The sequence below is a fragment of the Actinoplanes italicus genome, assembly GCF_003001815.1.
Classification (GTDB): domain Bacteria; phylum Actinomycetota; class Actinomycetes; order Mycobacteriales; family Micromonosporaceae; genus Actinoplanes; species Actinoplanes italicus.
Map to the genome: position 1 here is coordinate 45,972 of NZ_PVMZ01000031.1, position 24,491 is coordinate 70,462.

Sequence of the window (24,491 nt, forward strand, 5' to 3'; positions counted from 1 at the left end):
GGTCGATATTGATAAAGCTAATTAACAGTCGTAGAGTCCGTCCCCAGCGCGCGCCACCACCCCCATCATTCCCCATCCCACAGGAGCGCCATGATTCGCGTGAGGACAGTCGCCTACGTTACGTCAGGCCTGGTCATCGCCGGTACCGCCGTGATCTACGGACTGCTGCCGGCCAGCGCCGCCACGGCCGGTCCGATCAAGGGACTGGGCGGCAGGTGCATCGACGTCGCCGGCGCGGCCACCGCCAACGGCACCGCCGTCCAGCTCTACGACTGCAACAACAGCGCGGCCCAGCAGTGGACGGTGGGCAACACCGACTCCTCGATCCGTGCTTTCGGCAAGTGCCTGGACGTCACGGCGGCCTCGACCGCCAACGGCGCCAAGATCCAGCTGTACGACTGCAACGCCACCGCGGCTCAGAAGTGGACCGCCAGCGGCGCGACGCTGGTCAACTCCGGGTCGGGCAAGTGCCTCGACGTCACCGGCAACAGCAGCGCCAACGGCACCCGGCTGCAGATCTGGACGTGCGCCGCCACGGCGAACCAGACCTGGACCCTGCCGGGTGGCACCACCACTCCCCCGACGACGGCACCCGCCGGCAGGAACCTCGACGATCCGGCGAAGAAGGACGTCGCCATGCAGATCGTCTCGGCGGCCGAGAACTCGTCGCTGAACTGGCGCGGGCAATTCGCCTACATCGAGGACATCAAGGACGGCCGGGGCTACACCGCGGGCATCATCGGCTTCTGCTCGGGTACCGGCGACATGCTGGAACTCGTCGAGACCTACACCGCCACCAAGCCGTCGAACGTGCTGGCCAAGTACCTCCCGGCGCTGCGCAGCGTGAACGGCACCTCGTCGCACGCCGGCCTCGACCCGAACTTCACCAGGGACTGGAAGACGGCTGCCGCCGACCCGGTGTTCCAGGCCGCGCAGGAGGCCGAACGCGACCGGGTGTACTTCAACCCGTCGGTGCGGGACGGCAAGTCCGACGGCGTACGGGCTCTCGGGCAGTTCGCCTACTACGACGCCTCGGTGGTGCACGGCTACGAGGGGATGCGTTCGATCCGTACCCGCGCCCTGAAGAAGGCGAAGCCACCCGCGCAGGGCGGTGACGAGCGCACCTGGCTCCACGCGTTCTTGGACGAGCGGGTCGTCGAGATGAAGAAGGAGGCCGCACACGACGATGTCACGCGCATCGACACCGCCCAGCGGGTCTTCCTGAACAACGGCAACTTCGACCTGAACACGCCGCTGGACTTCCACGTCTACGGCGACGCGTTCCACATCGGCTGAACCGGGCCCGGCGTCCGTGACCCGGTCACGGACGCCGAAAACCGAGATGGACCCCGGATGCCGGTACGCGCGGACTGTTCCGCGCGGGCGACCCGCGGCCAGAGCAGCCCGGCACCGGGCGGGGCGGGAATCGACGCCGAAGCCGAGGAGTGACACCCGCGACGCGGCGGTGCGAGCGATCGGTCCTTCCCGGGGTGGAGAAGGACCGGGCGGCTCGGGGTCAGACGGTGCCGGTCCGCTCCCGGCACTCGTGGTCTCGCTGGTACTGCAGGGCTTCTTCGAGCTGGTCCTCGAGAATGATGATCCGGCAGGCCGCTTCGAGGGCGGTACCCTGGTCGACCATCTCGCGGGCTCGGACGGCCAGGCGCAGCTGGTACCGGGAGTAGCGGCGGTGCCCGCCCGCGGAGCGGAACGGGATGAACAGTTTCGCCTCGTCGAGGCGGCGCAAGAAGTCCTGCGAGGCGCCGACGATCTCTGCGGCGCGGCCCATGGTGTAGGCGGGGAAGTCGTCGTCGTCGAACATGTCTTCGGATGGGGCCATGCATACCTCTACTTCGGGGGCTTAATCACGAACGAGGGTCCCGGCGCATGTTGCGCCGGGACCCAGGGTTACGGGTTAGATACACCATCTACCGACAGGTTCGTCGGGTTCTCGTTTCCGCACCGTGCCGCTATCGGCGATATCGGGTGCGAGGATCGCATAAGCGTGACCGGAGACCACCTCACGTTCGATGTGACTGCGGTGTCCACCTCAGAACCTGAACCGCGTTCTGATGGTGGGCGATCCAACGGCGTCCATCCCTCCCTTTCCTCTGCTTGCAATACCTGTCGTGTTGCCAACCGCCGGCGCCGGAGCTCCACGCAACTTCTCAGCCCCGTCCACGTGCGGCGGATCCTGCTGCATCAGGCGGAGCCCTGAACCTGCATCAGCCCCACCTGCGTCGCCCTGACCTGGAATTACGTCAAGGTCTTGTCCTGCACTTACTTCACTTCCACTTGCTTCACTTGCATTCACTGCACTGGCCGAGCGAGCCACGAAAACTTCCGGGCCCTGCTTGACGCTCGGTCCATTTCGTCGGCGTCTTCATCCGATCTCTGTCTACGAGAGAGACCTTACCCAGCCCTGCCGAGAAAATCTAGTCCCAACACGCAAGGTTTTCTCGGCCGAATTCCGAGGCTTCGTCCGGCGGGCACAGCCCGGCCCACGATGCGCTCGCTGAACGTGGAGAGGCCGACCGACGGCGACGTCAGTCGAGACGGCCCGCGATGAGGCGGAGGGTGAAGGCGCCGGGAGCCCGATCCAGACCGACGAACGCGCAGACCTGATGACTGATCCAGAGCCCGAGGCCGCCGTCGCCCACCGGCCGCTCGGCGGGGATCAGTCCCGCGTAGGGATCGGCAGGGCCGTCACCGGCGTCGGTGACCGTGACCACGACACGCCCCGCGGCCGGCCACGCTCTCACCACCACCGGCGGCAGTCCGTGCAGGAGCCCGTTCGCGACCGCCTCACTGACCGCCAGCCGCAGGGCGTTGCGGTCGTCAGGGGTCAGACCGGCCGCCGCGGCGACCGCGTCGACGGCGGAACGTGCCTGCCCGGGGGCCGGGTTGAGGAGCTCCAGCGCCGGCGGGCTCTGCTCGACCGGGTCGTACCAGGTGTCCGTCCGCGCGCGGAGGAAGTCGGCGGGGTCCTCGAAGGCGGGGTTGCCGGCGTGGGTGCGGCCCTGGGCGATGTGCGGATGGGTGCGGCGCACCTCGGCCATGACGTGCGCGGGTGTGGTGCGGACGTCGTACGGGCAGATGCCCCACACCGGGAACGAGTCGTAGGCCCGGTTGACGGCCGCCTCGTATCGGGCCCACCAGTCCCACGGGGCACCGGCGCCGGGATGGGGAACGTCCCCGGCGACACGGATCTGATGTGCTCCCCTCGCCGCGTACTCGCCGAACAGCTCACGGTACCGGCGGATCGCCCCGGCCGGCCGCGCGTACTGCGAGTCGCCGTCCACGAACCGGATCCCGCTGCCGGCGCCGAAGGCGTCCCGCACCAGACTCTGATTGGCGGCGGCGAAAGCCGAGATCACCGGCTCGCCCGCTTCCAGGCCGTCGGTGAAGAACGGCACGATCAAGGCGAGGAACTCCTCGCCGGAGTCGTAGAAAGCCGTCTCGTGGAAGTATCCGGAGCGGTCGGCGGCTGCGCCGGATCTCATGGTGACACCACTCGCACTTCAAGTCCGGACATCGGTACCAGCCGGGCGATCATACGAGCCGCGCTGCTCTCGGCGGTGTGCAGGACCACGGTCGCGCCGCAGGCGGCGGCGTAGTCGGCGAACGCGGTCAGGCCGTGGTGGTCGATGAACGTCAGCGCGGTGGCGTCGATGGCGAGCCGGCCCGCCTCCGGCGCCGGGCGGGCGTGCCGCAGAGCGGCGGCGAGAACCTGCCGGTTGCCCCGATCGACCTCACCCGCAAGCGTCAGCCCGAGTCCGGTGCCGGCCGTGGTGTGGAGCCGGAACCCGCTGGCCGCGGGGTTCAGCACCGGATGCAGGCAGAGCGCCTCGGCCAGCGTGTCGCGGGGTACGACCGCCCGGTCGAATCCACACATACCCGCGACCGGGTGCCCCGCCATGAACCTGTCGGCCAGGTGCTCGTAGCGGATCCAGGCCTCACGCTGCCGCTCCCCGGCGACGAGCGAGGTGACGTCCGCCGCGACGCGCAAGCCGGTCCAGCCGTCGGTCAGGGCCTGCTCGGCCGCCGCCGCGAAGACCTCGACCTGCCGCTCGGGTTCGACCGGTTCATCACGGCCGTACATGACCGACACCGACGTGACCTGCGCCTGGCCACGAGCCACGGCGGCGTCCAGACCGTCGATGCCGGCCGGGGCGGCCGTCTCGTCGCCGCCGATGTACATGACCCGCTGGCGTGCCCGGAGACCTTCGGCGAGGAAGTCGCCGGCCTGTGACCGGAACTGCCCGGGTTCGTCGAAGGCCCAGCCCACATGGTCGTGCAGGCCCAGGCCCTGAGCCCTCTCGAGAACCGTCGAAAGCCGCACCGGCACAGATTACCTGTGATCGGGGTGGATGCTTCCGGGCGAACACCGATGCCACCCGGTCGGAGTTCCCGCCCGTCACGTCGCCGGTGGCGCCTGGTCGTCGTCCGCGGTGAGGGCCAGGGCCGCCTGGACCGCGCGCAACCGTCGCTGGGCCCGGCGGTACGGGCGACGATCCCCTCGGCGACCGCTTCGAGGTACATCACCTCGCGCGCCGTGAGCACGACGAAGTTGCTCCCCCGCCGGCCGACCACCGGCCGGATGCCGCCGGCCTGCTCGCGAACGCCCGCCACGAGCAGCCGGACCACGTCCATGTGGTCGAGCGCGTCGAACACGATCACCGGGCAGGATCATCCGGAGGCCGACGAGTTCCTCGATCGCCTTCTCGCCGAACTCCAGCGACCCGTAGTTGGCCACGAAGATCCTGTCTCCCGCCGGATCGTAGAGGGCGAACGTCCCGGTCGCGCCGACAGCGCCGTACGCGTCCGGCATGCTGAACAGCAGGGGCGACAATTCGCGGAAACGGAACTGCATGACGCCCATGCCGTAGTGGATGCCCTTCTCGTACTCGTGCTCGAAATCGGTGAGCCGCGCGAGTGTCCCGGCGGAGACGATCTCGGCGGAGGTGAACGCGCGGATGAAGGTGACCAGATCGGACGTCGCCGTCACGACGCCACCGCCGGCCCAGTCGACCGACATCGCGTTCCGATCGCTCAGATCCACGCCACGGGCGGTCACGGCCAGGACGTCGCCGTCCTTGCCGTACGGTCGGCGCTCGATCCTTTCGAGGGCGAGCCCGAGCAGGATGTAGCCGGTGTCGGAGTTCCGGCGACGAAGAGCCCGTCCAGAACCGTGGCGCCGAGCCATCTGCCGACCGGATCGTCGAAGGTGACGCGCCCCTCGTCGACCAGTTGCCCGTGGACCGCGGCGAGCATGGTCTTCCCGACGCTCGCCGAGTGGAACCGGCTGTCCACCCGCGCCGCACCGGCCGCGTAACGGTGCAGCGCCCCGGTCCGCCCCGAATAGGTGGCGAAGAGCGCGCCCGTCACGGATTCGTTCCCGGTCACGGTGTCCTGAAGCCGCTGCTGGATCGCCGCGTCGACGCCGGCCTGCGACAGCGGCCGGTGGAGGTAGGCGAGCAGCCCCCACGCAGGCCACGATGACCACGGCCAGTCCCGCCACGATCGACAGTGCGATCCGAGTTCCCTTACGCATGCCCACGCCTTCCGTAGTCGTGGGCACGACCGTAGGAAGACCCGCGGGTCACGGGGAACGACCTGAGCCCGAGCGGCCGGATCGCGGGGCCGAGTGGTCGTCAGGAGCCGGTGAACTTCGGGTACTGGAACCACGCGTAGTCGATGGGCTGCGGCGCGTTCCACTCCGCTGCCAGGGCGGCGTCGACGGGCTTGAAGCCGGCCCGCTCGTACGTGCGGATCGCCGGTGTGTTGTCGGGGCGGACCCGCAGGAAGATGTTCGCGTGGTCGTGCTTCGACGCTTCGGACAGGAGTGCCCGCACCAGCCGGAGGCCATGGCCCTTCCCCCGGTGCTCCGGCGCCACGATGATGCGCGCCAGCTCGATCTCGTCCTCCTCGTCGTCCAGCCACAGTTCGCCGTACCCGATCGGGGTCTCGCCGTCGAGGAGCAGGAATTGCACGATGTCGTCGGCGGTCTTCGGCCAGCTGCCGAGCAGTTCGGCGGGGAACGGGAACTCCTCCCGGCCGCACAGCAGGGCCACCTCGTGCGCCGACGTGGCCCAGCCGGCGACCGATGCGGCATGCCTGACCTCGAACGAACTCAGACCCATCGGTTCTCCCCGTGTTCAGCTCACCGGCGCAGCGCCGCCGTCACCACGACATTGTCGCGGTAGTGCCGGGTCTCGGGGTCGAAGGGGCCGCCGCAGGTGATCAGGGTGAGCCGGACCGCGCCGTCGCGGGCGAAGTACTCCTGCAGCGGGATGGCCGTCTTCTGGTAGCGCTTGCGGGCGACCACCTCGAACTCGCGCGCCTTGCCGCCGGGCCCGGTGAGGGTCACCGTGTCCCCGGCGTCGAGGGAGCCGAGCTTGAAGAACGCGCCGTCGCCCTCGGCCGCGCTGTCGACGTGCCCGGCGATGACGATGGAGCCCGCGCCGGCTGCGAAGCCGGGTCCGTACCGGTACCAGCCGACCCGGTCGACGCTCGGCGGTACGGCGAAGTCACCGGTCGCCGGTTCGATGCCGACGGCGTCGACGACGGCGTCCAGGTCGAGGGCCGGAATGCGCAGCCGGGTGGGCGCCGCCGTGCCGTCGGCGGCCGGGATCGTGCCGTCGGCTATCGGCACGCGAGCGGTAGGCGCAGACGCCGATGCGGTGACCACCGGAGCACCGAAGTCCTCCGCCGGCTGCGACCGGCAGGCAGCGGCACCGGCCCCGGTGGCCAGCGCGACGCCGGCTGCGACGAGGAGCAGGGCACGCCCCGGCGACTGCCGGGGCGTGCCGTCGCGGCGGACGACGCTCATCGGCGGGCGGTGGCCAGCCGGGTCAGGCCGAACGCGGCCAGCAGGACGCCGAAGATACCGACGCCGTACCAGGGCAGCGAGCCGTTGCCGTCGGCGCGGCCGCCGTCGCCGCTGGGCACGCCGCCCGGAGCCGAGTGCAGGTTGTCGATGCTCTGCGAGACGATGTCGAGCGTCTTGTCGTCGGCCGAGCCGACCGCGTACACGATGGTCGCGGTGCCCTCACCGAGGTTCAGGTCGGCCGGGCCGAGGACGCGGGTGTCGGTGCCGGCCAGCACCACGTCGGCCGAGACGCTGCCGGCGTCCAGATCGATCTTGCCTTCCTTGCCGTTGGTCACACCCTCGAAGACGGGCTTGCCACCGGCGCGGATGTCCACGGCGGGCGCGGCCGCGGTGTGCCGCACGATGAGCCGGGTCTTGCCGGCCGCCAGCTTGCCGACGTCGTTGACGAACGGGGTCAGCGTCGGCTGGCCCTCCGCGTTCAGGTGCGCGACCAGGCTGATGTTGGCGTCACCGGGCACCTCGGCGTCGTCGACCTTGAGCAGCGCGCTGCCGATCGCGTCGCCGGGCTTGGTGAGGGCGATGTCGTACTGGCCGGCCGGCAGGCTCAGCGGTCCGGCGACCTTGCCGGGCTGGAAGTCCGGGATGGTCTTCTCGCCGTTGACGTAGACGTCCACCGCCTGGCCGGGGATGCCGTGCACGACCGACACCTGCGAGTCGGCCGCGGCGTACGCGGGTGACGAGGCCAGCCCCGCGACACCGCCGAGAGCGAGCATGGACACCGCACCGACGGCTACGACACGGCCGAGAGGCAGAATGCGCATCGGATCTCCTTGAGGTGATCGTCGTTGATTGCGTACGCCCTGTCCTTCGCCACGGCGGCACTGTTTGGATGCAGGTGAGAGAAAAAAGCTGCAACCGGCGGCGGTACGGGGAACGAACTGTCAGTGAGTGCGAGGACCGGGAAGGAGGTCGATGAGTTCCGACGACGAACTCGCCGAGCGGCTACGCGCCGGCGACGAGACAGCGTTACGCGAGGTGTACGACCGGCACGGCGCGGCCGTGCTCTACCTGGCCCAGCGCCTGCTGGGCGACCGCGCCGAAGCCGAGGACGTCACACAGGTCACGTTCGTGGCGGCCTGGACGGGCCGGGACGGGTTCGACCCGGAGCGCGGCACGATGCTGGGCTGGCTGCTGGGCATCGCCCGGCGCAAGGTCGTGGACCGGGTCCGGTCGTCGGCCCGTGAGCAGCGCGCCACCCGGACCGTGCAGGAGCGGCAGCCGGCGTCCCCGGCCGAGGAGTCACCGGAGCACATCGTCGACCGGCTCGTGGTCGCCGACGAGCTGAAGCGGCTGCCCGACGAACAGCGACGCACACTGGAGTTGGCGTTCTTCGACGATCTGACCCATCCGCAGATAGCGGAGGCCACCGGGCTGCCGCTCGGCACGGTCAAGAGCCATCTCCGCCGGGGGATGGCGAACCTGCGACGCCGTTGGGAGGTGGACGGTGCAACATCTGGATCCCGATCGGCTGGTCCTTCTCGCGCTCTCTGAAGAACTCGAGGAACTGACCGAACTCGATCACCTGGAAAGCTGCGCCGCCTGCCGGGGCGAGATGCAGGCGCTGCGGGACGTCGCCGAGATCGGTTCGCAGACCGCTGAGCTGCGTGACCTGCCCGCTCCCCCGGAGCATCTGTGGCAGGCGATCTCCGCTGACATCACCGCTCCGCGGGCGCCCGTCGTCCACCTGGCGGAACGCCGTTCACGGCCGCGCTGGCTCGTGCCGGCCCTCACCGCGGCGGCCGCAGCCGTGCTCGCGGTGGCGGGCACGGTCGGCATCGGACGGCTCATCGACCGGACGCCGGCCGACCAGTTCACGGCGCGGGCGACACTGTCCCCACTGGAGACGGTTCCGCCGGGCGCGGGCGGCGACGTGCGGGTGTCGTCCGACGGGCGACTGCGCATCGGCGTACACGATCTTCCGTTGACCTCGGGTTTTCATGAGGTGTGGCTGCTGGACCCCGACACCCCCGGCAAGATGGTGGCCGTCGGCAATCTGCCCCCTGGGCCGGAGGCCGTGCTGACCGTGCCGCGGGGCACCGACCTGAACCGGTATCGGCTGGTCGACGTCAGCGACGAACCGCACGACGGGGACGCCACCCACTCAGGGAAGAGTCTGCTCCGCGGAACTCTCACGAAATAACTGCATCCATCCGCCGGGGTCCGAGCGAAGTACGGGTGGTGGCTGTCGGAGCCACCACCCGTACCGATCGGAAAGAGGCTCGAAGATGAGGTTCACCCGTCTCGGCAAGCAGGCCGCCGCCGTCGTCACCGCCGCGCTCGTCGCCTCCGCCCTGGGGGCCGCCCCCGCGCAGGCCACCGGCAAGAAGCCGCTGAAGACCAAGTCCCTGGCAGCGGTACTGACCGCGGACAAGAGCGGCTTCGACCGCAACGGGCACGACTACGACATCCTGGCCGCCGCGGTGGGCGCCGTGCTCAAGGCCAAGCCCGGCAGCCCCGTCAAGGTCCTCGCCGACGGCAAGACCGCGCTGACCGCGTTCCTGCCCAACGACCGCGCGTTCCAGCTGCTCGTCGCCGACATCACCAAGTCGCGCAAGCTGCCCAGCGAGAAGAAGGCGTTCACCGCGGTCGCCGGCCTCGGCATCGACACCGTCGAGTCGGTCCTGCTCTACCACGTCGTCCCCGGCGCCACCGTCACCAAGAAGGCCGCGCTCAAGTCCGACAACGCCAAGCTCGCCACCGCGGCCGGCGCTCCGATCAAGGTCAACGTGTACGGCCCGCGCTGGCACAAGCGCATCTCCCTGATCGACGCGGACCGCAGCGACCGCAACCCGCGCATCAACCGCTTCGACATCAACAAGGGCAACCGGCAGATCGCCCACGGCATCGACCGGGTCCTGCGCCCGATCAACCTCCCCTGATCCATATCCCTCAGCACGGCCCGGGCGTGAGGCGCAGCTCATGCCCGGGCCGTTCCCGTTCCCCTCGGGCGCCTGATCCTCCGGCGAGGTTCCCGTAGAACTCACTGACTGCAACTGATCACCAAGATCGATCTCCTGCCGCCGCACCGTACCGCGTTTTCGCAGCTCGATGATCATTTCTGATCGACGCTGCTGAACCTGACGGACGTCGTTGTGGTACACCTCGGTCGTGATGAGAAAACACGTCGCCGCCCTCGCGGTTCTCACCGTGTCGGCGCTCGCGTCATCGGCACCGGCCCTCGCGAGTGCCGAAGCGACCGCACCGACCCTGGTGGCCGGGGTGGGGCGGGCGGCGTTCAGCGGCGACGGCGGCGCGGCCGTCCAGGCGAGCCTGAACAGGCCGCTGGGCGCCGCGGTGGCCGCTGACGGAACGGTATACGTGGCCGATACCCTCAACCATCGGGTGCGGGCCGTGGGAACCGACGGCGTCATCCGTACTGTCGCCGGCAACGGTGAGCAGAACGCGCAGGCCGAACCCGTTCCGGTCGGGACCAAGGGCACCGGCATCGCCCTCGGCTCACCCAACGCGGTGGCCGTCGGTGCGGACGGAACCGTTTTCATCGCCGACAGTTCGGTGTCCCAGGTGTACGCGCTGGCCGCCGACGGCACCATCACCAGCCGGGTCACCGGAGATCTGCTCGGCGGGCCCATCGCGACGATCAATTCTCTGGCGGTCACCTCCGCCGGCACCCTGTACCTCGCCGACAGGGAGAACAGCCGCATCGTCGAGATCGCGGCGGGTGACCGCGCACGTCCGGTGTCGACGCCGGTACCCCTGCCGACCGGGCTCGCCGCCGATGCGACCGGCGCCGTCTGGATCTCCAGCGCGACGTCTCAGCTGAGCCGTCTGCAGGACGGGAAAGTGGCGACGATCGTCGGCTCCCCGAACGATGGCTGGACAGCCGACGAGAAGCGGCCGGTCGCGTCACCGTTCGGCGCCACCGCGGTGACCGCGGGCAAGGACGGCGTCTACATCATCGACAACGCGCAGCGGACGGTGCGGCGGCTCGGCGCGGACGGCACCGTGAGCACGGCAACCGCGCTGCCCGCGGATCCTTTCGGCGCACGGGATCCGGTGGTGCTGGCCATGAGTGTCACCACCACGGGTCCGCTCTATCTGGTCGACACGGTGGGCAGCCGGATCTTCTCGACAGCGGTGGCGGCACCGGACAGTGGCGACACCGCAGACCCTGGCGCGGTACCGGCCTGGCCCTGGATCGCGGCCGGCGTGGTGGCCGTGCTTCTTGCAGTGTTGTTCATGGTGGCCCGCCGCCGGCGGGCTTGAGTCGGGGGGAGTTCGCGACATGGCTGGCGAAGTGACCGGCGGTGATCTGTTCCATCTCTGGCGGGTGTCCGAAGTACTCCTGCCCCGTGTCGCGGACGTCTTCTACGACGCGAACCGCTTGCTCGGCGGATCGACGGGCGGGGGTACGTCGTTCCGGGCCAACGCGCCGGCCTACCCGGGTTCCAGCGTCATGACCAGCGCGATCGGCACCGCGTGGGAAGACCTGCGAGCCGAGATGCAGGCCATGATGGAACAGGTCGGCACCACCGTGCTGGACGCGGGACAGGGCGTCCGCAACGCCACCGAGGCCTACCTCGAGGCGGACATCGCGAACGCGAACCTGCTGCGCGACTACCTGGCCGACCAGAACAACCTCGACGTGACCGACACCCCCTCGAACCCACCGGCACCCGGGTCGGACGAGGACCCCGGCCGGCCCTATCCGGCCGCCTGAGCCGGACCGGCTGAAGGAGGCATGGTGGCGGACACCGATCTGACGACACCGGCGGATCTCGCCGGGCAGACATACGAGACTGCCGTGCGCGAGAAAGCCCTCAAACTCAAGCAGGAGCTGATCCGGCAGACCATCCAGGACTCCACGTCCTGGACGAGAGCGGTCAACGACAGGTGGGCCAACGATCACCCCGGCGAGTGGGACGGCGTTCCCATCCCGCCCGAGGAGACCGAAAGGTACCGGGAGCAGGTGCGGACAGAGGACTACGAATGGGTCGTGCCGTCGTTCGAGCGGTTCCTCGAACCCGACCCAGACGCCCTCAATCCGATCATCGCGTCCTTGGCGAGCATCGAGGGAATGCTGGAGGGCCGGGCGAACGCCGACGGCACCTGGGTCGGTGCGGCTGCCGCCCTGGGTCGGATCAACGACGTACGCACCGAGCTGGCGTTCTGGCAGGGCAGTTTCAAGGACAACTTCATCGATCGCTTCGTCACGCCGCTGGAGGCGGTGGTGCCGAACCAGCGGGAGCTGATCAGGTACTCGCGGAACGCCGTCGAGGGAGCGAAGATCATCCACATCCGCTTCCGCAGGTCGGTGCTCACCATGCTCGACAACGGGATAAAGGCCACCCAGCAGCTCAGCAACAGTGCCTGTACCGGGGCCGACGCCTTGAAGTGGGGAAGTATCGCGCTCTGTGCGCTCGGTACCGTCGGCGGCGCGCTGACGGCCGGCGCCGGCGTGCTCGTCACCGCCGTAGTCATCGACGTGGCCGGGACGATCGGGGGCGGCCTGGTGCCGCCGGACCGGGAGCAGACGAAGCTCGACCTCGCCGCCGACACGGCGACCGAGGTGGCCGCCAACATCCTGAACGCGCAGAGCGTTCTCGGTAACGACACCTTCCGGGCGGAGGAAGACGTGGCGAAGTCGCTGCGCGACCTGAACCGAGGCCTCGCCGCCGAGCGCCTGAAGACGCTCTCGTCGAACACCTCAGGCCCGTTCGGGGTGGCCACACCCGCGCTTGCCGATGCGAGGGCGGACCAGATCATCGCCGGCGCGTTCCGCCCCCGGCGCTGACCCGCGTCACGGACGTGCCGGGCCGGGTTCTGGCGGGCCCGGCCCAGCGGACGCCCGGCTTCACCGGGACCTCGAAGGCTCGCTCGTTCACGACCGGCGGGTTGACGTTGAAGTGGGCGTACGAACCGAGACCCCACGCCTGGTGGTGCGGGCGTCCTGCTGCTCTTCCTCGTGCTGGGATTCGGTGTCGGCTGGGCCCGCCACGTCATCGGGTGACCCTAGAGCCTTCGTAGTCAGGGGCCAGCCCGCCAGCCGCGGCGCCGGGTTCGGGGGCTGTTGATCGTCCAGCTGTGGCCGGCGAACCCTTCCCCAGCGCCTCTTGATCGCCCGGCCGTGGCCGGCGAACCCTTCCCAGCGCCTCTTGATCGCCCGGCTGTGGCCGGCGAACCCTTCCCCGCGCCGGAAGCAGCCGTAACCCGGAGCCCGACCCGAAAAACGGCCGTAGCCGATCATCCAGCACCGGAACGTGGCGGTATCGGTCCGCGAGCCGTAGCCCAGGCCGGCATCACCGAGCCGGCCGCAGGCCGAACACCGCCGACGACCCGGCCACAATCCGTCCCCGGGAGCCCGCGCGCCGTACCCGAAACCCCGAAGCGGCTCGCCGGTTCCGCACCCCGATCATGAAGGCTCTCCAGACGACCGCGGCCGGCGACGATTCGTCACCGGCCGCGGTCGTTTCAGATCAGGGGCCGGTGACCAGGTAGGCGACCTGGCTGCCGCTGTTCACGGTTGCGCCGCTGTTGTTGATGACTCGGTTGATCGTGCCGGTGCCGCCCAGGGACACCGTCACCATGCTGTTGAAGCGGACGCCCGGCTTCACCGGCACCTCGAAGGCTCGCTCGTTCACGACCGACGGGTTGACGTTGAAGTAGGCGTACGAACCGAGACCCCACGCCTGGTGGTTGTTGACCGCGTTGTTGACCTTGTAGGCCGCATAGCCGCGGGTGGAGCCGTTCATGTAGGCGGCCTGGTTCGGCGGGTCGTACGGCATCTCGTTCTGGTAGAAGTACGTGCGGCCGTTCTCGCCGTTCCAGATGGTCTGGTACTTCTGGTAGTGCTCGACGAACAGGCCGTAGAAGGTCATGTCGTCGCCGTTCACGATCAGGCCCGTGTCGGCCGTGTTGATGTTCCAGCCGACGGTTCCGCCGTTGCCGTGGTCGGCACGCCAGATCCAGGTGTGGTCGCCGATCACGTCGTCGCTGTTGACCTGCAGGCTCACGGTGGCCTTGCCGGCGATCGAGCCGCCGATGCGGAAGAACACGTCGTGCAGCGAGGTCGGGTTGGCCGAGTGGTCCGTGGCCGAGCCGTTCGGGCCGACCTCCATGAGGACCGGCGAGTTGGTGGTTCCGGCGTCGAACATGATGCCGGCGACCTTCACGCCGTCGACGTCGGCGACGCGCATCGGCACGATGCCGTTCTGGGGCACGAACGTGGCCAGGCCCAGGCCGAGCACCACGGTGTTCGCCCGGTTGATGTTGATGGTCTGGTTGATGTTGTACGTGCCGGGCGTCACCAGCAGGTGCCGGCCGCTGGCGAGGGCGGCGTTGATGTTGGCGGCGTTGTCACCGGGCCGGACGATGTAGAACTGGCTCAGCGAGATCGACTCGCCGGCGGGGCTGCCGTTGGCCCAGGTGATGCCGCTGGTGTTGCGCCGCAGCGCGGGGACGAAGACGCGGTAGGCGCCGGCGGCGTCGACATACAGATACGGCTTCTCCCGTACGACCGGAGATTGTCCGACGTTGGTGTAGGGAGGATTGGGGAAGCTGGTGGCCGGGGCGCCCTGCACACCGACGAACACCTGGTTCCAGTTCCGCCCGGTCCACGAGCCGATCTGCGAGTTGCGGGTGATCCACTGCTGCTGAGAGCCGGAGTCGATCTGCCCGTCGATCTTGGTGTCGCTGATCCAGCCACCCGACGACCAGCCGCCGTCGGACAGGGCCAGATTCCCACGGACATGCATGCGGCGGTACGGAGCCGCCTGCGACACCGACCAGCGGTCGAGCCCACCGGTCGGGTTGACGGCCAGGCCCTCGGCCGCGCGCCAGAAGTTCTGCGTCGCGTTCTGGGAGCCGTCCGGCCACCAGTCCGCCTCGACGTGCACCCGGCCGTTGATCGTGGTCTGGCCGGGCACGAGGCCGAGTCCGGCGACCTGGGTGAAGAAGCCGACGTTCGCGTCGACGTTGTAGCTGCCGGGCTTGAACAGCAGCGCGAACCGCTGGGTGCCGAACTGGTTGGTGACCTGCTGGTTGAAGACCGTGTTCAGGCGGTTCTGGATGGTCGACGCCGCCATCGACGGGTCGAAGACGGACACGTTCGGGCCCAGGTCGGGGTTGGTGACCGGGGTGTCGTTCGGCGGGGTCGTGGGCGGGGTCGTCGGCGGCGTGGTGGGGCCACCGGACAGCGTCCAGCGCTGGTTGGCGGATCCGGCGCACGCCCAGATCTGCAGGCGGGAGCCGTCGGCGGTGCCGTTGCTCTGCACGTCGAGGCACTTGCCGCTGGCCTGGTTGACGAGCGTGCCCGAGGCGCTGAGCGTCCACTTCTGGGTGGCCACGCTGTCGTAGCAGGTCCACAGGTGGGTCAGCGAGCCGTCGGCGGTGCCGTTGTTGGCGACGTCCAGGCACTTGCCCTGGCTCTGCACCTGACCGTTGTCGGCCAGCGTCCACTGCTGGCTGGCCACCGTGCTGTAACAGGTCCAGATGTGGATCGCGGCGCCGTCGGCGGTGGAGCCGTTCGCAACGTCGAGACACTTGCCGCTACCGGCGCCGACCAGCGATCCGGCACTGGCGGCGAAGGCGTTCGTGACACCGAGGACACCGAGACCGGTGACCACGGCGGTGGAGGTGAGGACAGCGAGCAGGCGGCGCCGGCCGGGACGCCGGCGATCAGAGGCTGGGGGCATGGGGGACTCCAGGTGGGGACAACGGAACGTGGCGGACTTCCTGCCCAGCCGACGTAACGCAGATGGAACACTTGCGGCTTATACATGTCAATGCGGCTCCCGCAGTGCCGACATATATGCGCTGGTCGAAACCGGTTCCGGATCTGTTACATTGTTACATTCAGACATGGAACGCCGGATGGGGAACGATGTTGAAGAAGCGCGCGACGGTACGCCAGATCGCCGCCGAGACCGGTCTGTCCATCGCCACGGTTTCCCGTGTCCTCAACGGTCAGGACAACGTCGCGCCGCGGACCCGTGAGCTGGTTCTGCATGCCGCCGGGCGGCTCGGTCACGACGGGCCCGCCCGGCGGGCCGCAACGACCGGCGGCGTGTTCGTGCGTTGCCCGTACCTGCTGGATGATTATTTCGGTCCGATGGTCTCGTCGATCATCGAGACCGTGGAGCTGCACGGCCTGACCGCCGTCGTCAACGCGGGCACCGCGGCTCGGCGGCCGGGCATGCTGACCGGCCTGCCGAAGACGGCCGGGCTGGCGGGCGGGGTGCTGATCCTGCCGCCGGAGGAGCCGGAGGAACTGGCCCGGCTGCGTGACCAGAGGTTCCCGTTCGTCGTGCTGGACCCGCGGACCAGCCCGCCGCGCGACATCGTGGCCGTGTCGAGCGCGCACGTGACCGGGGCCCGGCTGGTGATGGCGCATCTCGTGGAGCTGGGTCATCGGCAGGTCGGCATCATCGCGGGGCCGAAGGAGTGGCTGGTCACGACGTCGCGGATGGCCGGGCACGTGGCGGCGCTCGCCGACGCCGGGGTGCTGCCGTCGCCGGAGCGGATCCGGTTCGTCAACGAGCCGAGCGTGGAGAACGGTTATCGCGCCGCCTGCGAGTTGCTCGACCGGCCGCAGCGGCCCACCGCGCTGGCGTGCTTCAACGACAAGACCGCGGTGGGCGCGTTGCGGGCGGCCCGTGAGCGGGGCTTGCGTGTCCCTGACGACCTGTCGATCGCGGGTTTCGACGACGCCGACATCGGACAGGCCACGCACCCGATGCTCACCACGGTCCACCAGCCGCTGGCCGAGATGGGCCGGATGGCGGTGACCATGCTGGTCCGCATGCTGAAGGGCCACGATCTGGACGCCCGCCACGTCGAACTCGGCACCGACCTGGTCATTCGCACCTCAACCGGCCCGGTGGCACCGATCATTCAACGGGAACTCGGGCCCGGAGGCAGCGGCTCGACGTGCTGATCACCAACGCCGGCCTTCGCCGCCGGTGCGAGAACCGGCCGCGCCAGAACCAACGGCACCGTGAGCCAGGCGGTGACCGCTACCGCGCCCAGACCCCAGGTCAGGCTGGTCGCCTCCGCGAGGAAGCCGATCGCGGGTGGCCCGACCAGCAGCCCGGTCGTGCTCATCGTCGCCGCCGCCGTGAGCGCCGCCGCGCCGTGCCGCGCGGCGGCCACGTAGAGGCACGGGCTCACCGCGGCCATGCCCAGCCCCACGCAGGCGAACCCGGCGAGCGCCGGAACGGCCCCTCCCACCAGCAGCGCCGTGAGCAGTCCCGCACCGGCCAGACCGCTGCCCGCGACGACGACCGCACGGTCACCCCAGCGATCACGCCAGCCGTCGGCGAAGAGCCTGGCCAGCAGCATCATGCCCGAGGTGACCGCGATCCCGAGCGGCAGCAGATGCTCGGCGGCGCCGACGCTCTCGAGATACAGCGCCGACCAGTCGGTGACCGCGCCCTCGGTGATCGTGGCGAGCAGCATGGCCGCGCCGAGACAGACGACGACCACGGACGGGCGGGCCCATCGGCGGCCGACGGGCTCCTTCGAGGACGGCTCGTCGCTGAGCAGTCCGGCCGCCGCCGCCACCACGGCTGTGACCAGCACCGCGCCGGCCACCGCGAAGTGCGCCGCCACCGCGTCCGTCATCGACGTGATCGCCGAGGCCAGCAGTGCGGCGCCGAAGATCCCACCGCTGAACGTGGCGTGCAGCCTGGCCATCGTGGTCCGGCCCGACCGGCTCTCCAGCGCGGCGCCCTGGGCGTTCATGGCGACGTTCAGACAACCCACCGCAACGCCGTCGATCAGCAGTACGGCGAGCAGCCACCCGTAGGCGGGCGCGGTCGCGAGACCGGCCAGTGCGGCGGCCAGCACCATCACGGCCGACAACGCGAGACGACGCGAGCCGAGGGCCGCCATCAGCTTCGGCACCAGCGGGGCGGAGATCACCGCCCCGGCACCGGCGGCCAGCAGCAGCATGCCGACCTCGGCGGTCGACAGGTGCAGGCGGTCGCTGATCGCGGGAATGCGCGACGCCCACGTCGAGTACTGGAAGCCGAGGGCTCCGAACAGGGCGGCGATCGACAATTGTGAACGGCGGAACGACATGCCTGCCCTATCCGATCTCGCGGGTCATGTAGACGGCTCCCGGCCCGTACGACTCGGGCGGGGTGACGCGCCAGTGGGGGTGGAACCCGCACGCGGCCCAGAACCCGGCGGTCGCTCCGACGGAGACGAGCGAGATCCTCTCGTACGCCTGCGATCGCCCGATTCTGATGAGGTGCCGCACGAGTTGCCGGCCCCGGCCACGGTCGCGGAGGCCGGGGACGATGACCAGGTCGTGCAGGTGCAGGTTGGCGGAGCTGCGGGCCCAGGTCTCCGGCCGGCTCAGATCCGGGAACGCCCCCTCGGGGTACGGCAGCGCGAGCAGGTAGCCGCCGAGCCTGTCACCGGTGTCGAGGACGAACGACGTCGGCGGGTGTGCCCGTGTGCGCAGCACCTGTCCGCCTTCGGCGAGGCCCTTGTCGCCGTACGTGTCGGCTTCGAGCGTGACGATGGCGGGCCAGTCGGGTTCCTCGATGGGACGCAGGCGCTCGGTCTCAGGCATGCGGCAGCGGGGTCTCGCGGGCGGCCGCGACGAGCCCCTCCCACGCGTCGATCAGGTCGGCGTAGTCCTCGATGTCGCGGCGGGCCTCGAAGAGCAGGGTGTCGCGCTGCTCGCGGATCCGGTCGGCGACACGGGTGAATCGGCCGCCGAGCCGCCGGTACGCCTGCTCCATCAGGTGCGCCTGCGCCTCGTTGCCCGCCCTCGGCTGCCAGGTGCTCTCCCGTACGATCGCGGAAATGTCCTTGGGATCGTCGGTGGTCATCCGGTCGTAGATGTAATGGAAGTAGTACATCGACAGGATGAACTTGGCGAATCGCATCTGATAGGCGAGGAATCCCGCGTCGCTCTTGCGTTCGGCGGTGTGGAAATTGACGATGTGCCGGTTGTGCAGCACGCCGGGAAGGCCCGCCCGGTCGGCGACGTGAATGAGGAAATAGTCGCTGCCGATGGTGTCGGTGGCCGGTGGCAGCGGCACCTTCTCGTGCAATCCGTGGAAGCTGATGTTGTGCATGTCGACGCGCATCGGGTCGACCACGGAAAGCACGGAATGGTCGCCCTCGAACGGGGCGCTGCCGGTGAAGGAGTCCTCGACCAGGGCGCGTTTCTCGGCCTCGGTACTGCCGGGCGCGGCCCAGAGGCTGACCAGGTCGTAGTAGCCGTCAGCGTCGCGGATGTCCTCGACGTCGACCGACATGTCGCCGACGAACGACGCGCCGACCATCGCGACGGGCATGTCGCGGCGGCTGTCGTCGAGAATGTTCTCGGTGGTCACGACGTCGCGGGCGGGCCGGCCGAGGGCGGAGAGTTCGATGTGGATCGGGAAGATCTTCTCTCCGGCGTACGTCTGGAAGTACAGGTCGGAGTCGCGCCGGTGCACTGACTCGCAGCCCAGCGCGGCCGCGATCAGGAAGGCCCGGTTGGTGCACGCCCCGTACGACGGCTTCCGCGGCAGGAGCAGGTCGAGCAGGCGGCCGGGTTCGCTCACCTCGGCGTGGCCGACGACCTGCCGCAGGAAGTCGCGCTGCTGAGACTCGTCGAGGTGAAGGGCGTCGCGGGCGCCGGCGAGGACCTTCGCGTGGGCGGTGAGGTCGTCGGAGGAGTCCAGTACCAGCAGCCGCACGTCGACGTCGTGGTGGCGTTTGGCGTACTCCGCCTCGGCCATCACCTCGGCCAGGGTGGCGGTGCACTCCCGGTTGGTCGGCACTACCAGACAGATCTGGCGCTTCACGCTTTTACACTCCCGAAACAGCCACTGTGGGACAAGCCGCAACGAACCTAGTGCGCGATCTTGACGGCCACAAGGCCAGATGTACGGGAATGCCGGAAATGGCTGGTCGTCGCCGGTTCCGGAACCCGGGCCGGTGTCGTCCGGCCCGGGCGGCCGCGGGTCAGCGAACCTGTTTGGCGCTGAACTGCATCCGCGGCGTGGCGTAGAACTCCTGGGCCTGGATCAGCCGCAGCTCCCGCTCCCCCGACCGATAGGTCATGTCGATCAGATCAAAGACGCTGGAGGCGGTACGTTCCAGAGCCACCGAGGCGTCCCTGGTGGCCACGTAGTGAGCGGTGAACAGAGCGGCCGTGACGTCACCGGATCCGTTCGCCTTGAACGGCAGGTGCGGGGTGGTGACGATCCAGGCGCCGGCCGGGTCCACGACGAGCATCTCGATCGTGCCCTCCTCCCGGTCAGGTCGTTCGACGCTGGTGACCAGCACGGTCGACGGGCCCATGGCACGGGCGAGGTCGGCCGACTCGAGCGTCGACTCGAGACTCGCGGGCTCGGTGCCGGTCAGGAAGCCCAGCTCGAACTGGTTCGGCGTGATGATGTCGGCGACCGGCACGACCCGGTCGCGCAGCAGGACGGGGATCTCCGGGGCGACGAAGCAGCCGGACTTGGCGTTGCCCATGACCGGGTCGCACGCGTAGACGGCCGAGGGGTTCGCGGCCTTCACCCGGCGCACGGCGTCGATGATGACGTCGGCGATGCCCACCCCACCCTGATAGCCGGACAGTACCGCGTCGACCTGCGGGAACACCCCGCGCTCCTCGACACCGGTAAGGATCTCGGCGACGTCGGAAGGCGGGATGAGCGGCCCGCGCCAGGCGCCGTAGCCGGTGTGGTTGGAGAAGTTCACCGTGTAGACCGGGACGACCTCGACACCGATCCGTTGCAGCGGGAACACGGCCGCGGAGTTACCGACGTGACCATGGGCGACCGCGGACTGGATGGACAGAACCTTCATCCCGCCAGCCTAGAGACCCCTACGCGGCACTGGACTGCCATCCCGCCGCGCCGCGGGCATTCACCTGACCGGTCAGGCACTTTGGATGCCGTCACCGTCCGGCTCTTCGAATCCCGGCGAGTACGATCGTGCGGTGAGTGACCCGGCGCCCGGACTGAACGCGGAGCAGCTCGGTGCGTACTTCGCTCTGATCGAGGTCAGCAGCCTCCTCCAGTACGCGGTCGACGAGCATCTGCGCGCCGACGGCGACCTGAGCTTCGTGCAGTTCCAGATCCTCGCCCGGCTGGTCGACGCACCGGAGGGCAGGCTGCGGATGACCGACCTGGCCGACGGTGTCGTGTACAGCCGCAGCGGGCTCACATATCAGGCCGGGCTGCTGGACAAGCGCGGCCTGATCACCCGGTCGCCGTCGCCGGACGACGAGCGCAGCGTCATGGTGACGGTCACCGACACGGGGCGGGCTCTGGTCGCGCAGGTGCTGCCCGGGCACGTCGACCGGGTCCATGAGCTGCTGTTCGCGCCGATGACCGGCACGGATCTCGCCGCTCTCAGCACCGTCCTCGAACGGGTGCGCGATCACATGCGCGCCGTTCCGCCGCGATCCGCCAAGCCGCGCGCCACGCGCCGGCGGTAGACCGATCCGGCTTTTGTCGGCCGGCTCACACTGAATCCCACTTGCTTCGAATTCGAAGCGAGCTATGGTTCAGGAGTGCTTCGGATTCGAAGCAACTAGCTCACCAGAGGCGAGGACAAGGCAATGAAGGCGATTCGATTCCATGAGTACGGCGACCCGACCGTCCTGCGCCACGAGGACGTCGAGCAACCCGTCCCCGGCGCCGGACAGGTGCTGCTGCGCGTCGCGGCGACGTCGTTCAACGGCGTCGACGGAAACATCCGCGCGGGTTTCATGCAGGGCCCGATCCCGGTGACGCTGCCGCACACTCCCGGCATCGACGTGTCCGGCACGGTCGCGCGGCTCGGTGACGGCGTGACGAACGTCGAGCTCGGCGACCGGGTCGTCGGGTTCCTGCCGATGACCGGTGCCGGCGCCGCCGCCGAATACGTCGTGGCACCGGCCGAGATCCTGGCACCGGCACCGACCGGCATCGACCTGGCCGACGCCGCCGCACTGCCGATCGTCGGCCTCACCGCGTGGCAGGCGCTGTTCGAGCACGCGAAACTCAGCAGCGGGCAGCGCGTGCTGATCAACGGCGCGGGCGGAGCCGTCGGCGGCTACGCGGTGCAGCTGGCCAAGAGCGCCGGCGCACACGTGATCGCCGTGACGAGCGCCCGCTCCGCCGGCCGCGCCAGGGCAGCGGGCGCCGACGAGGTCGCCGACAGCGCCGCGACCGGCCCGGTCGACGTGGTGCTCAACCTCGCCCCGGTCCAGCCCGAGCAGCTGGCGGCCCTGCTGGACGTGATCCGCCCGGGCGGCGTGCTGGTCAACACCACGGTGTGGATGCCGGCGCCGAGCGATGAGTCGCGCGGCGTACACGGCATCAATCTCTTCGTCCGTAGTGACGCCGCCCAGCTCTCGCACCTGGTGTCCCTGGTCGACGCGGGCGAGTTGCGGGTCGAGGTCGCACAGCGGGTCCCGCTCGCGGAGCTGCCGGACGTCCACGCCCGGGCCGCCGCCGGCACGCTGCCCGGCAAGACCGTCATCGTCGCCTGACCGACGATGGTCGATAGGCTCTCGCGTGAAACAGCCCGCCCCCTGGTGACGGACCTCAGATCTGGCCGAGATCGACCTCGACCGGGAAGGGCGCGGCCACTTTCACCACTCCGGTGAAGACCTCGCCGTCGCGGTAACGCCCGGCCGCCGGGTCGAGAACGTACGTGTAGACCAGGGGCACACCGGTGGCGGCCTGCTCGACACGCCAGTAGAACGGGATGCCGGCCCCTGGCGTACTGATCGACCTTCACGATCCGATCGGTCGTCTCCGACCCGGGTGAGACCACCTCGACCACGAGTAGAACGTGTTCGGGCCGCGTCGGGGTGACGTCGATCGTCTCCGCGCGGTAAACCGTCACATCAGGGCGACGATTGTTCAGTGGCACATCCTGCAGCCGGACATCGAAGTCGGTGTCAGCGTTCCAGTCCGGCCCCGCGGCGGCGTCCAGCGCGTTCGCCAGGAGCCGGGCCAGGCGGTTGTGCCGCTTGGACGCACTCGGACCCACGAGAACCATCCCGTCCACGATCTCGATGCCCGCGCACTGCTCTTCAGTCCATGCTGCGTACTGCTCGGCCGTGACCTGCTCATGCATCCAGGCCGGCGCCACCATCTCGGCAGTCACACGAATCTCCTCCAGATGCCGCCGGGCTACGACCTCAAGATACCGCCATCATCGTCTGGCCGAGGCGTGCCGGCCGGGTCATGCAATGCCGGTAGGCCGGCGACGACTGAACCGCCGGCGACCAGGGTGATGATCAACCTGGGAACGGCTCGGTCCGCACTGCTCCCATCCGCAGCACCGGCGCTCGGGATGCGTGCCGTTTGCAGCAGAGTCATCGCCGCGGCCGGGAAGACCCGCTCGCGTTCACGTCCTCTCGGCCGCACTGACCTGCTCGGCGACACGACGGTGACCCGGATTCCCGAGGTGGGCGGATATGCCCCGCGGTGGATCAGAGACCCACCGCGTCGGCGCCATAGGCGGCTTGTGATCGGGTAAAGCCCTCGCCCGCGTCCGAGGACAGCTGCTCGATCAGTCCCTTACGGGAGAACGCACCGCTCCTCAGATAGCTCCTGGCAGACTTCACTGCCTGCTTGTTGTAATCAATTTCCAGGGAGTCCACCGCGAACGTCGCCGCCTCCAGCGAAAACCCCTCACCCGCCTCCGAGGACAACTGCTCGATCAGTCCCTTACGGGAGAACACACCGTTCCTCAGATAGCTCTCGGCCGACCGTACAGCGTTCTGATACTCCACCGACAACGGCTTGCGGGCGGTGCCAGCACTGGCTTTGTCGACCGAGGAGGCGGTTGTCCGGTCCACCGGCGGCGTGGATCCGGCCGCTCTCCGCAGATCGGGGGACGGCGGCCACACCTTACTTTCGGTCGCATGCCGACGTGACCCGGACAGGTAGTCCACGATGACGGCGACGGCGAAGTCGGCTGCGTTCTGTGCGGCGAGCGGCTGCGAGCCCGCCGCGTCGACGATCTCTTTGTCCCCGTCGGCCCGGTCGCTGATGCCCCGGATGACCAAAGCGGGCACCCGGCATGTATGACAGGCCCTGGCCATGCCCGCGCTCTCCATCTCGATCGCGCCGGCGTCGTCGTAGTGATCATTCAGCTGTTCCGACAGTGGCTGCTTCAGGGAGTTGAGCACCACGTCCCCCGCAGCGACCGGCCGGAAGTAGACCGGTGGCAGGTCAGGGCGCTCGCGGTAGGACCGGGCGATCACTCGAGCCAACTGTTCGAGTTTCAGATCCGCATCATGGGCACGGGGCCGGGCGCGGAACCCGCGGTCGTCCATAGTGCCGCTCTGGTAGGCATAAACGCGGACAGCGGTGACGACGTCGCCGATCTGGAGATCGCTGTGAAGGGCGCCGGCGATCCCGACGAAGAGGATGGCGCTGGGGCGGAAAAGTTCGACGGCATGCACGACCGCCAGCGCAGCATCAATGTTTCCCTGGCCCAGCTCAGCGATCGCCACCTGGCCTTCTGCACCCTGCAGAGCGCCGACTTCGAACTCGATGCCCACCCAATGCGTACGCCGATCCCGGTCGAGTAGGTGTCGTCGCACCGCGTCGTATTCCACGGGCAGTGCGGTCAGCACAACGACTTCGACACCGCCCTGTGCGCTCATGGAAACAGGCTAGCCGTGGGC

25 protein-coding genes and 1 pseudogene are annotated in these 24,491 nt (G+C 69.3%); 10 read left to right on the forward strand and 16 right to left on the reverse strand.

Going from position 1 to position 24,491, the window contains the following annotated elements; translation table 11 throughout:
* Positions 1-90 precede the first annotated feature (90 nt).
* On the forward strand, positions 91-1,296 hold the full coding sequence (locus CLV67_RS54465) for a chitosanase (RefSeq protein ID WP_106330185.1): 1,206 nt from the start codon (positions 91-93) through the stop codon (positions 1,294-1,296).
* Between the two features lie 220 nt (positions 1,297-1,516).
* Here CLV67_RS54465 and CLV67_RS45370 read toward each other — a convergent pair whose 3' ends face one another.
* The 8 genes from CLV67_RS45370 to CLV67_RS45400 all read right to left on the reverse strand — a co-directional run bounded on the left by CLV67_RS45370 (position 1,517) and on the right by CLV67_RS45400 (position 7,650).
* Complete coding sequence (locus CLV67_RS45370) at positions 1,517-1,837, reverse strand: helix-turn-helix domain-containing protein (RefSeq protein ID WP_106330186.1); 321 nt, start codon at positions 1,835-1,837, stop codon at positions 1,517-1,519.
* A 706-nt stretch (positions 1,838-2,543) separates the two neighbouring features.
* Entirely contained in the window at positions 2,544-3,500 is a 957-nt protein-coding gene (locus tag CLV67_RS45375; RefSeq protein WP_106330187.1) for an anti-sigma factor RsbA family regulatory protein, read from the reverse strand.
* Positions 3,497-4,339, reverse strand: a complete 843-nt coding sequence (locus tag CLV67_RS45380; RefSeq protein ID WP_170154248.1) for an MEDS domain-containing protein — start codon at positions 4,337-4,339, stop codon at positions 3,497-3,499. Before CLV67_RS45380 ends, CLV67_RS45375 begins: the two co-directional genes overlap by 4 nt.
* Before the next feature lie 75 nt (positions 4,340-4,414).
* Positions 4,415-5,074, reverse strand: coding sequence for a hypothetical protein (locus tag CLV67_RS52960; RefSeq protein WP_203737496.1), 660 nt, complete (start codon positions 5,072-5,074; stop codon positions 4,415-4,417).
* Entirely contained in the window at positions 5,071-5,715 is a 645-nt protein-coding gene (locus CLV67_RS54635; protein WP_346265177.1) for a serine hydrolase, read from the reverse strand. Before CLV67_RS54635 ends, CLV67_RS52960 begins: the two co-directional genes overlap by 4 nt.
* Positions 5,652-6,140: a GNAT family N-acetyltransferase gene (locus tag CLV67_RS45390; protein WP_106330189.1), complete on the reverse strand. Its 489-nt coding sequence runs from the start codon at positions 6,138-6,140 to the stop codon at positions 5,652-5,654. The genes CLV67_RS54635 and CLV67_RS45390 overlap by 64 nt, the downstream gene beginning before the upstream one ends.
* Positions 6,141-6,160: 20 nt before the next feature.
* Positions 6,161-6,829: a class F sortase gene (locus CLV67_RS45395; RefSeq protein WP_106330190.1), complete on the reverse strand. Its 669-nt coding sequence runs from the start codon at positions 6,827-6,829 to the stop codon at positions 6,161-6,163.
* Complete coding sequence (locus CLV67_RS45400) at positions 6,826-7,650, reverse strand: DUF4397 domain-containing protein (RefSeq protein ID WP_106330191.1); 825 nt, start codon at positions 7,648-7,650, stop codon at positions 6,826-6,828. The genes CLV67_RS45395 and CLV67_RS45400 overlap by 4 nt, the downstream gene beginning before the upstream one ends.
* A gap of 151 nt (positions 7,651-7,801) precedes the next feature.
* On the opposite strand from CLV67_RS45400, the gene CLV67_RS45405 reads away from it, so the two are divergent.
* From CLV67_RS45405 to CLV67_RS45430, 6 genes are all read left to right on the forward strand, one after another.
* On the forward strand, positions 7,802-8,380 hold the full coding sequence (locus CLV67_RS45405) for an RNA polymerase sigma factor (RefSeq protein ID WP_106330192.1): 579 nt from the start codon (positions 7,802-7,804) through the stop codon (positions 8,378-8,380).
* Entirely contained in the window at positions 8,334-9,029 is a 696-nt protein-coding gene (locus tag CLV67_RS45410) for an anti-sigma factor (protein WP_106330193.1), read from the forward strand. Before CLV67_RS45405 ends, CLV67_RS45410 begins: the two co-directional genes overlap by 47 nt.
* 85 nt (positions 9,030-9,114) lie before the next feature.
* Positions 9,115-9,768: a fasciclin domain-containing protein gene (locus tag CLV67_RS45415; RefSeq protein ID WP_106330194.1), complete on the forward strand. Its 654-nt coding sequence runs from the start codon at positions 9,115-9,117 to the stop codon at positions 9,766-9,768.
* Between the two features lie 232 nt (positions 9,769-10,000).
* Positions 10,001-11,113: an NHL domain-containing protein gene (locus tag CLV67_RS45420; protein WP_146169559.1), complete on the forward strand. Its 1,113-nt coding sequence runs from the start codon at positions 10,001-10,003 to the stop codon at positions 11,111-11,113.
* 19 nt (positions 11,114-11,132) lie between these two features.
* Complete coding sequence (locus tag CLV67_RS45425; RefSeq protein WP_106330196.1) at positions 11,133-11,567, forward strand: hypothetical protein; 435 nt, start codon at positions 11,133-11,135, stop codon at positions 11,565-11,567.
* 21 nt (positions 11,568-11,588) lie between these two features.
* Entirely contained in the window at positions 11,589-12,641 is a 1,053-nt protein-coding gene (locus CLV67_RS45430; protein ID WP_106330197.1) for a hypothetical protein, read from the forward strand.
* 682 nt (positions 12,642-13,323) lie between these two features.
* Here CLV67_RS45430 and CLV67_RS45435 read toward each other — a convergent pair.
* On the reverse strand, positions 13,324-15,540 hold the full coding sequence (locus CLV67_RS45435) for a ricin-type beta-trefoil lectin domain protein (RefSeq protein ID WP_106330198.1): 2,217 nt from the start codon (positions 15,538-15,540) through the stop codon (positions 13,324-13,326).
* A 188-nt stretch (positions 15,541-15,728) separates the two neighbouring features.
* Between CLV67_RS45435 and CLV67_RS45440 the strand changes: the two genes are divergently transcribed.
* Entirely contained in the window at positions 15,729-16,781 is a 1,053-nt protein-coding gene (locus CLV67_RS45440) for a LacI family DNA-binding transcriptional regulator (RefSeq protein ID WP_106330199.1), read from the forward strand.
* Here the strand turns inward: CLV67_RS45440 and CLV67_RS45445 are convergent.
* The 4 genes from CLV67_RS45445 to pdxY form a co-directional block, all read right to left on the reverse strand.
* Positions 16,739-17,926: an MFS transporter gene (locus tag CLV67_RS45445; protein WP_106330200.1), complete on the reverse strand. Its 1,188-nt coding sequence runs from the start codon at positions 17,924-17,926 to the stop codon at positions 16,739-16,741. The genes CLV67_RS45440 and CLV67_RS45445 overlap by 43 nt on opposite strands.
* Before the next feature lie 7 nt (positions 17,927-17,933).
* Positions 17,934-18,425 (reverse strand): GNAT family N-acetyltransferase, encoded by a 492-nt coding sequence (locus CLV67_RS45450; protein WP_106330201.1) that lies wholly within the window; start codon positions 18,423-18,425, stop codon positions 17,934-17,936.
* Positions 18,418-19,653 carry a DUF6271 family protein gene (locus CLV67_RS45455; RefSeq protein WP_106330202.1) on the reverse strand — a complete coding sequence of 412 codons (1,236 nt, stop codon included), beginning with the start codon at positions 19,651-19,653 and terminating at the stop codon, positions 18,418-18,420. Before CLV67_RS45455 ends, CLV67_RS45450 begins: the two co-directional genes overlap by 8 nt.
* 160 nt (positions 19,654-19,813) lie before the next feature.
* Positions 19,814-20,665 carry a pyridoxal kinase PdxY gene (gene pdxY, locus CLV67_RS45460; RefSeq protein WP_106330203.1) on the reverse strand — a complete coding sequence of 284 codons (852 nt, stop codon included), beginning with the start codon at positions 20,663-20,665 and terminating at the stop codon, positions 19,814-19,816.
* A gap of 133 nt (positions 20,666-20,798) precedes the next feature.
* On the opposite strand from pdxY, the gene CLV67_RS45465 reads away from it, so the two are divergent.
* Positions 20,799-21,299: a MarR family winged helix-turn-helix transcriptional regulator gene (locus CLV67_RS45465; protein WP_106330204.1), complete on the forward strand. Its 501-nt coding sequence runs from the start codon at positions 20,799-20,801 to the stop codon at positions 21,297-21,299.
* 123 nt (positions 21,300-21,422) lie between these two features.
* Entirely contained in the window at positions 21,423-22,337 is a 915-nt protein-coding gene (locus CLV67_RS45470; protein WP_106330205.1) for an NADP-dependent oxidoreductase, read from the forward strand.
* 55 nt (positions 22,338-22,392) lie between these two features.
* On the opposite strand, the gene CLV67_RS54470 is transcribed toward CLV67_RS45470, so the two are convergent.
* From CLV67_RS54470 to CLV67_RS45480, 3 genes and pseudogenes are all read right to left on the reverse strand, one after another.
* Positions 22,393-22,518 carry a hypothetical protein gene (locus tag CLV67_RS54470; protein ID WP_275414931.1) on the reverse strand — a complete coding sequence of 42 codons (126 nt, stop codon included), beginning with the start codon at positions 22,516-22,518 and terminating at the stop codon, positions 22,393-22,395.
* 103 nt (positions 22,519-22,621) lie between these two features.
* Positions 22,622-22,948, reverse strand: a pseudogene (locus CLV67_RS54010) (Uma2 family endonuclease); the annotation flags it as partial.
* A 340-nt stretch (positions 22,949-23,288) separates the two neighbouring features.
* Complete coding sequence (locus CLV67_RS45480; protein WP_106330206.1) at positions 23,289-24,470, reverse strand: Ltp family lipoprotein; 1,182 nt, start codon at positions 24,468-24,470, stop codon at positions 23,289-23,291.
* Positions 24,471-24,491: the final 21 nt, after the last annotated feature.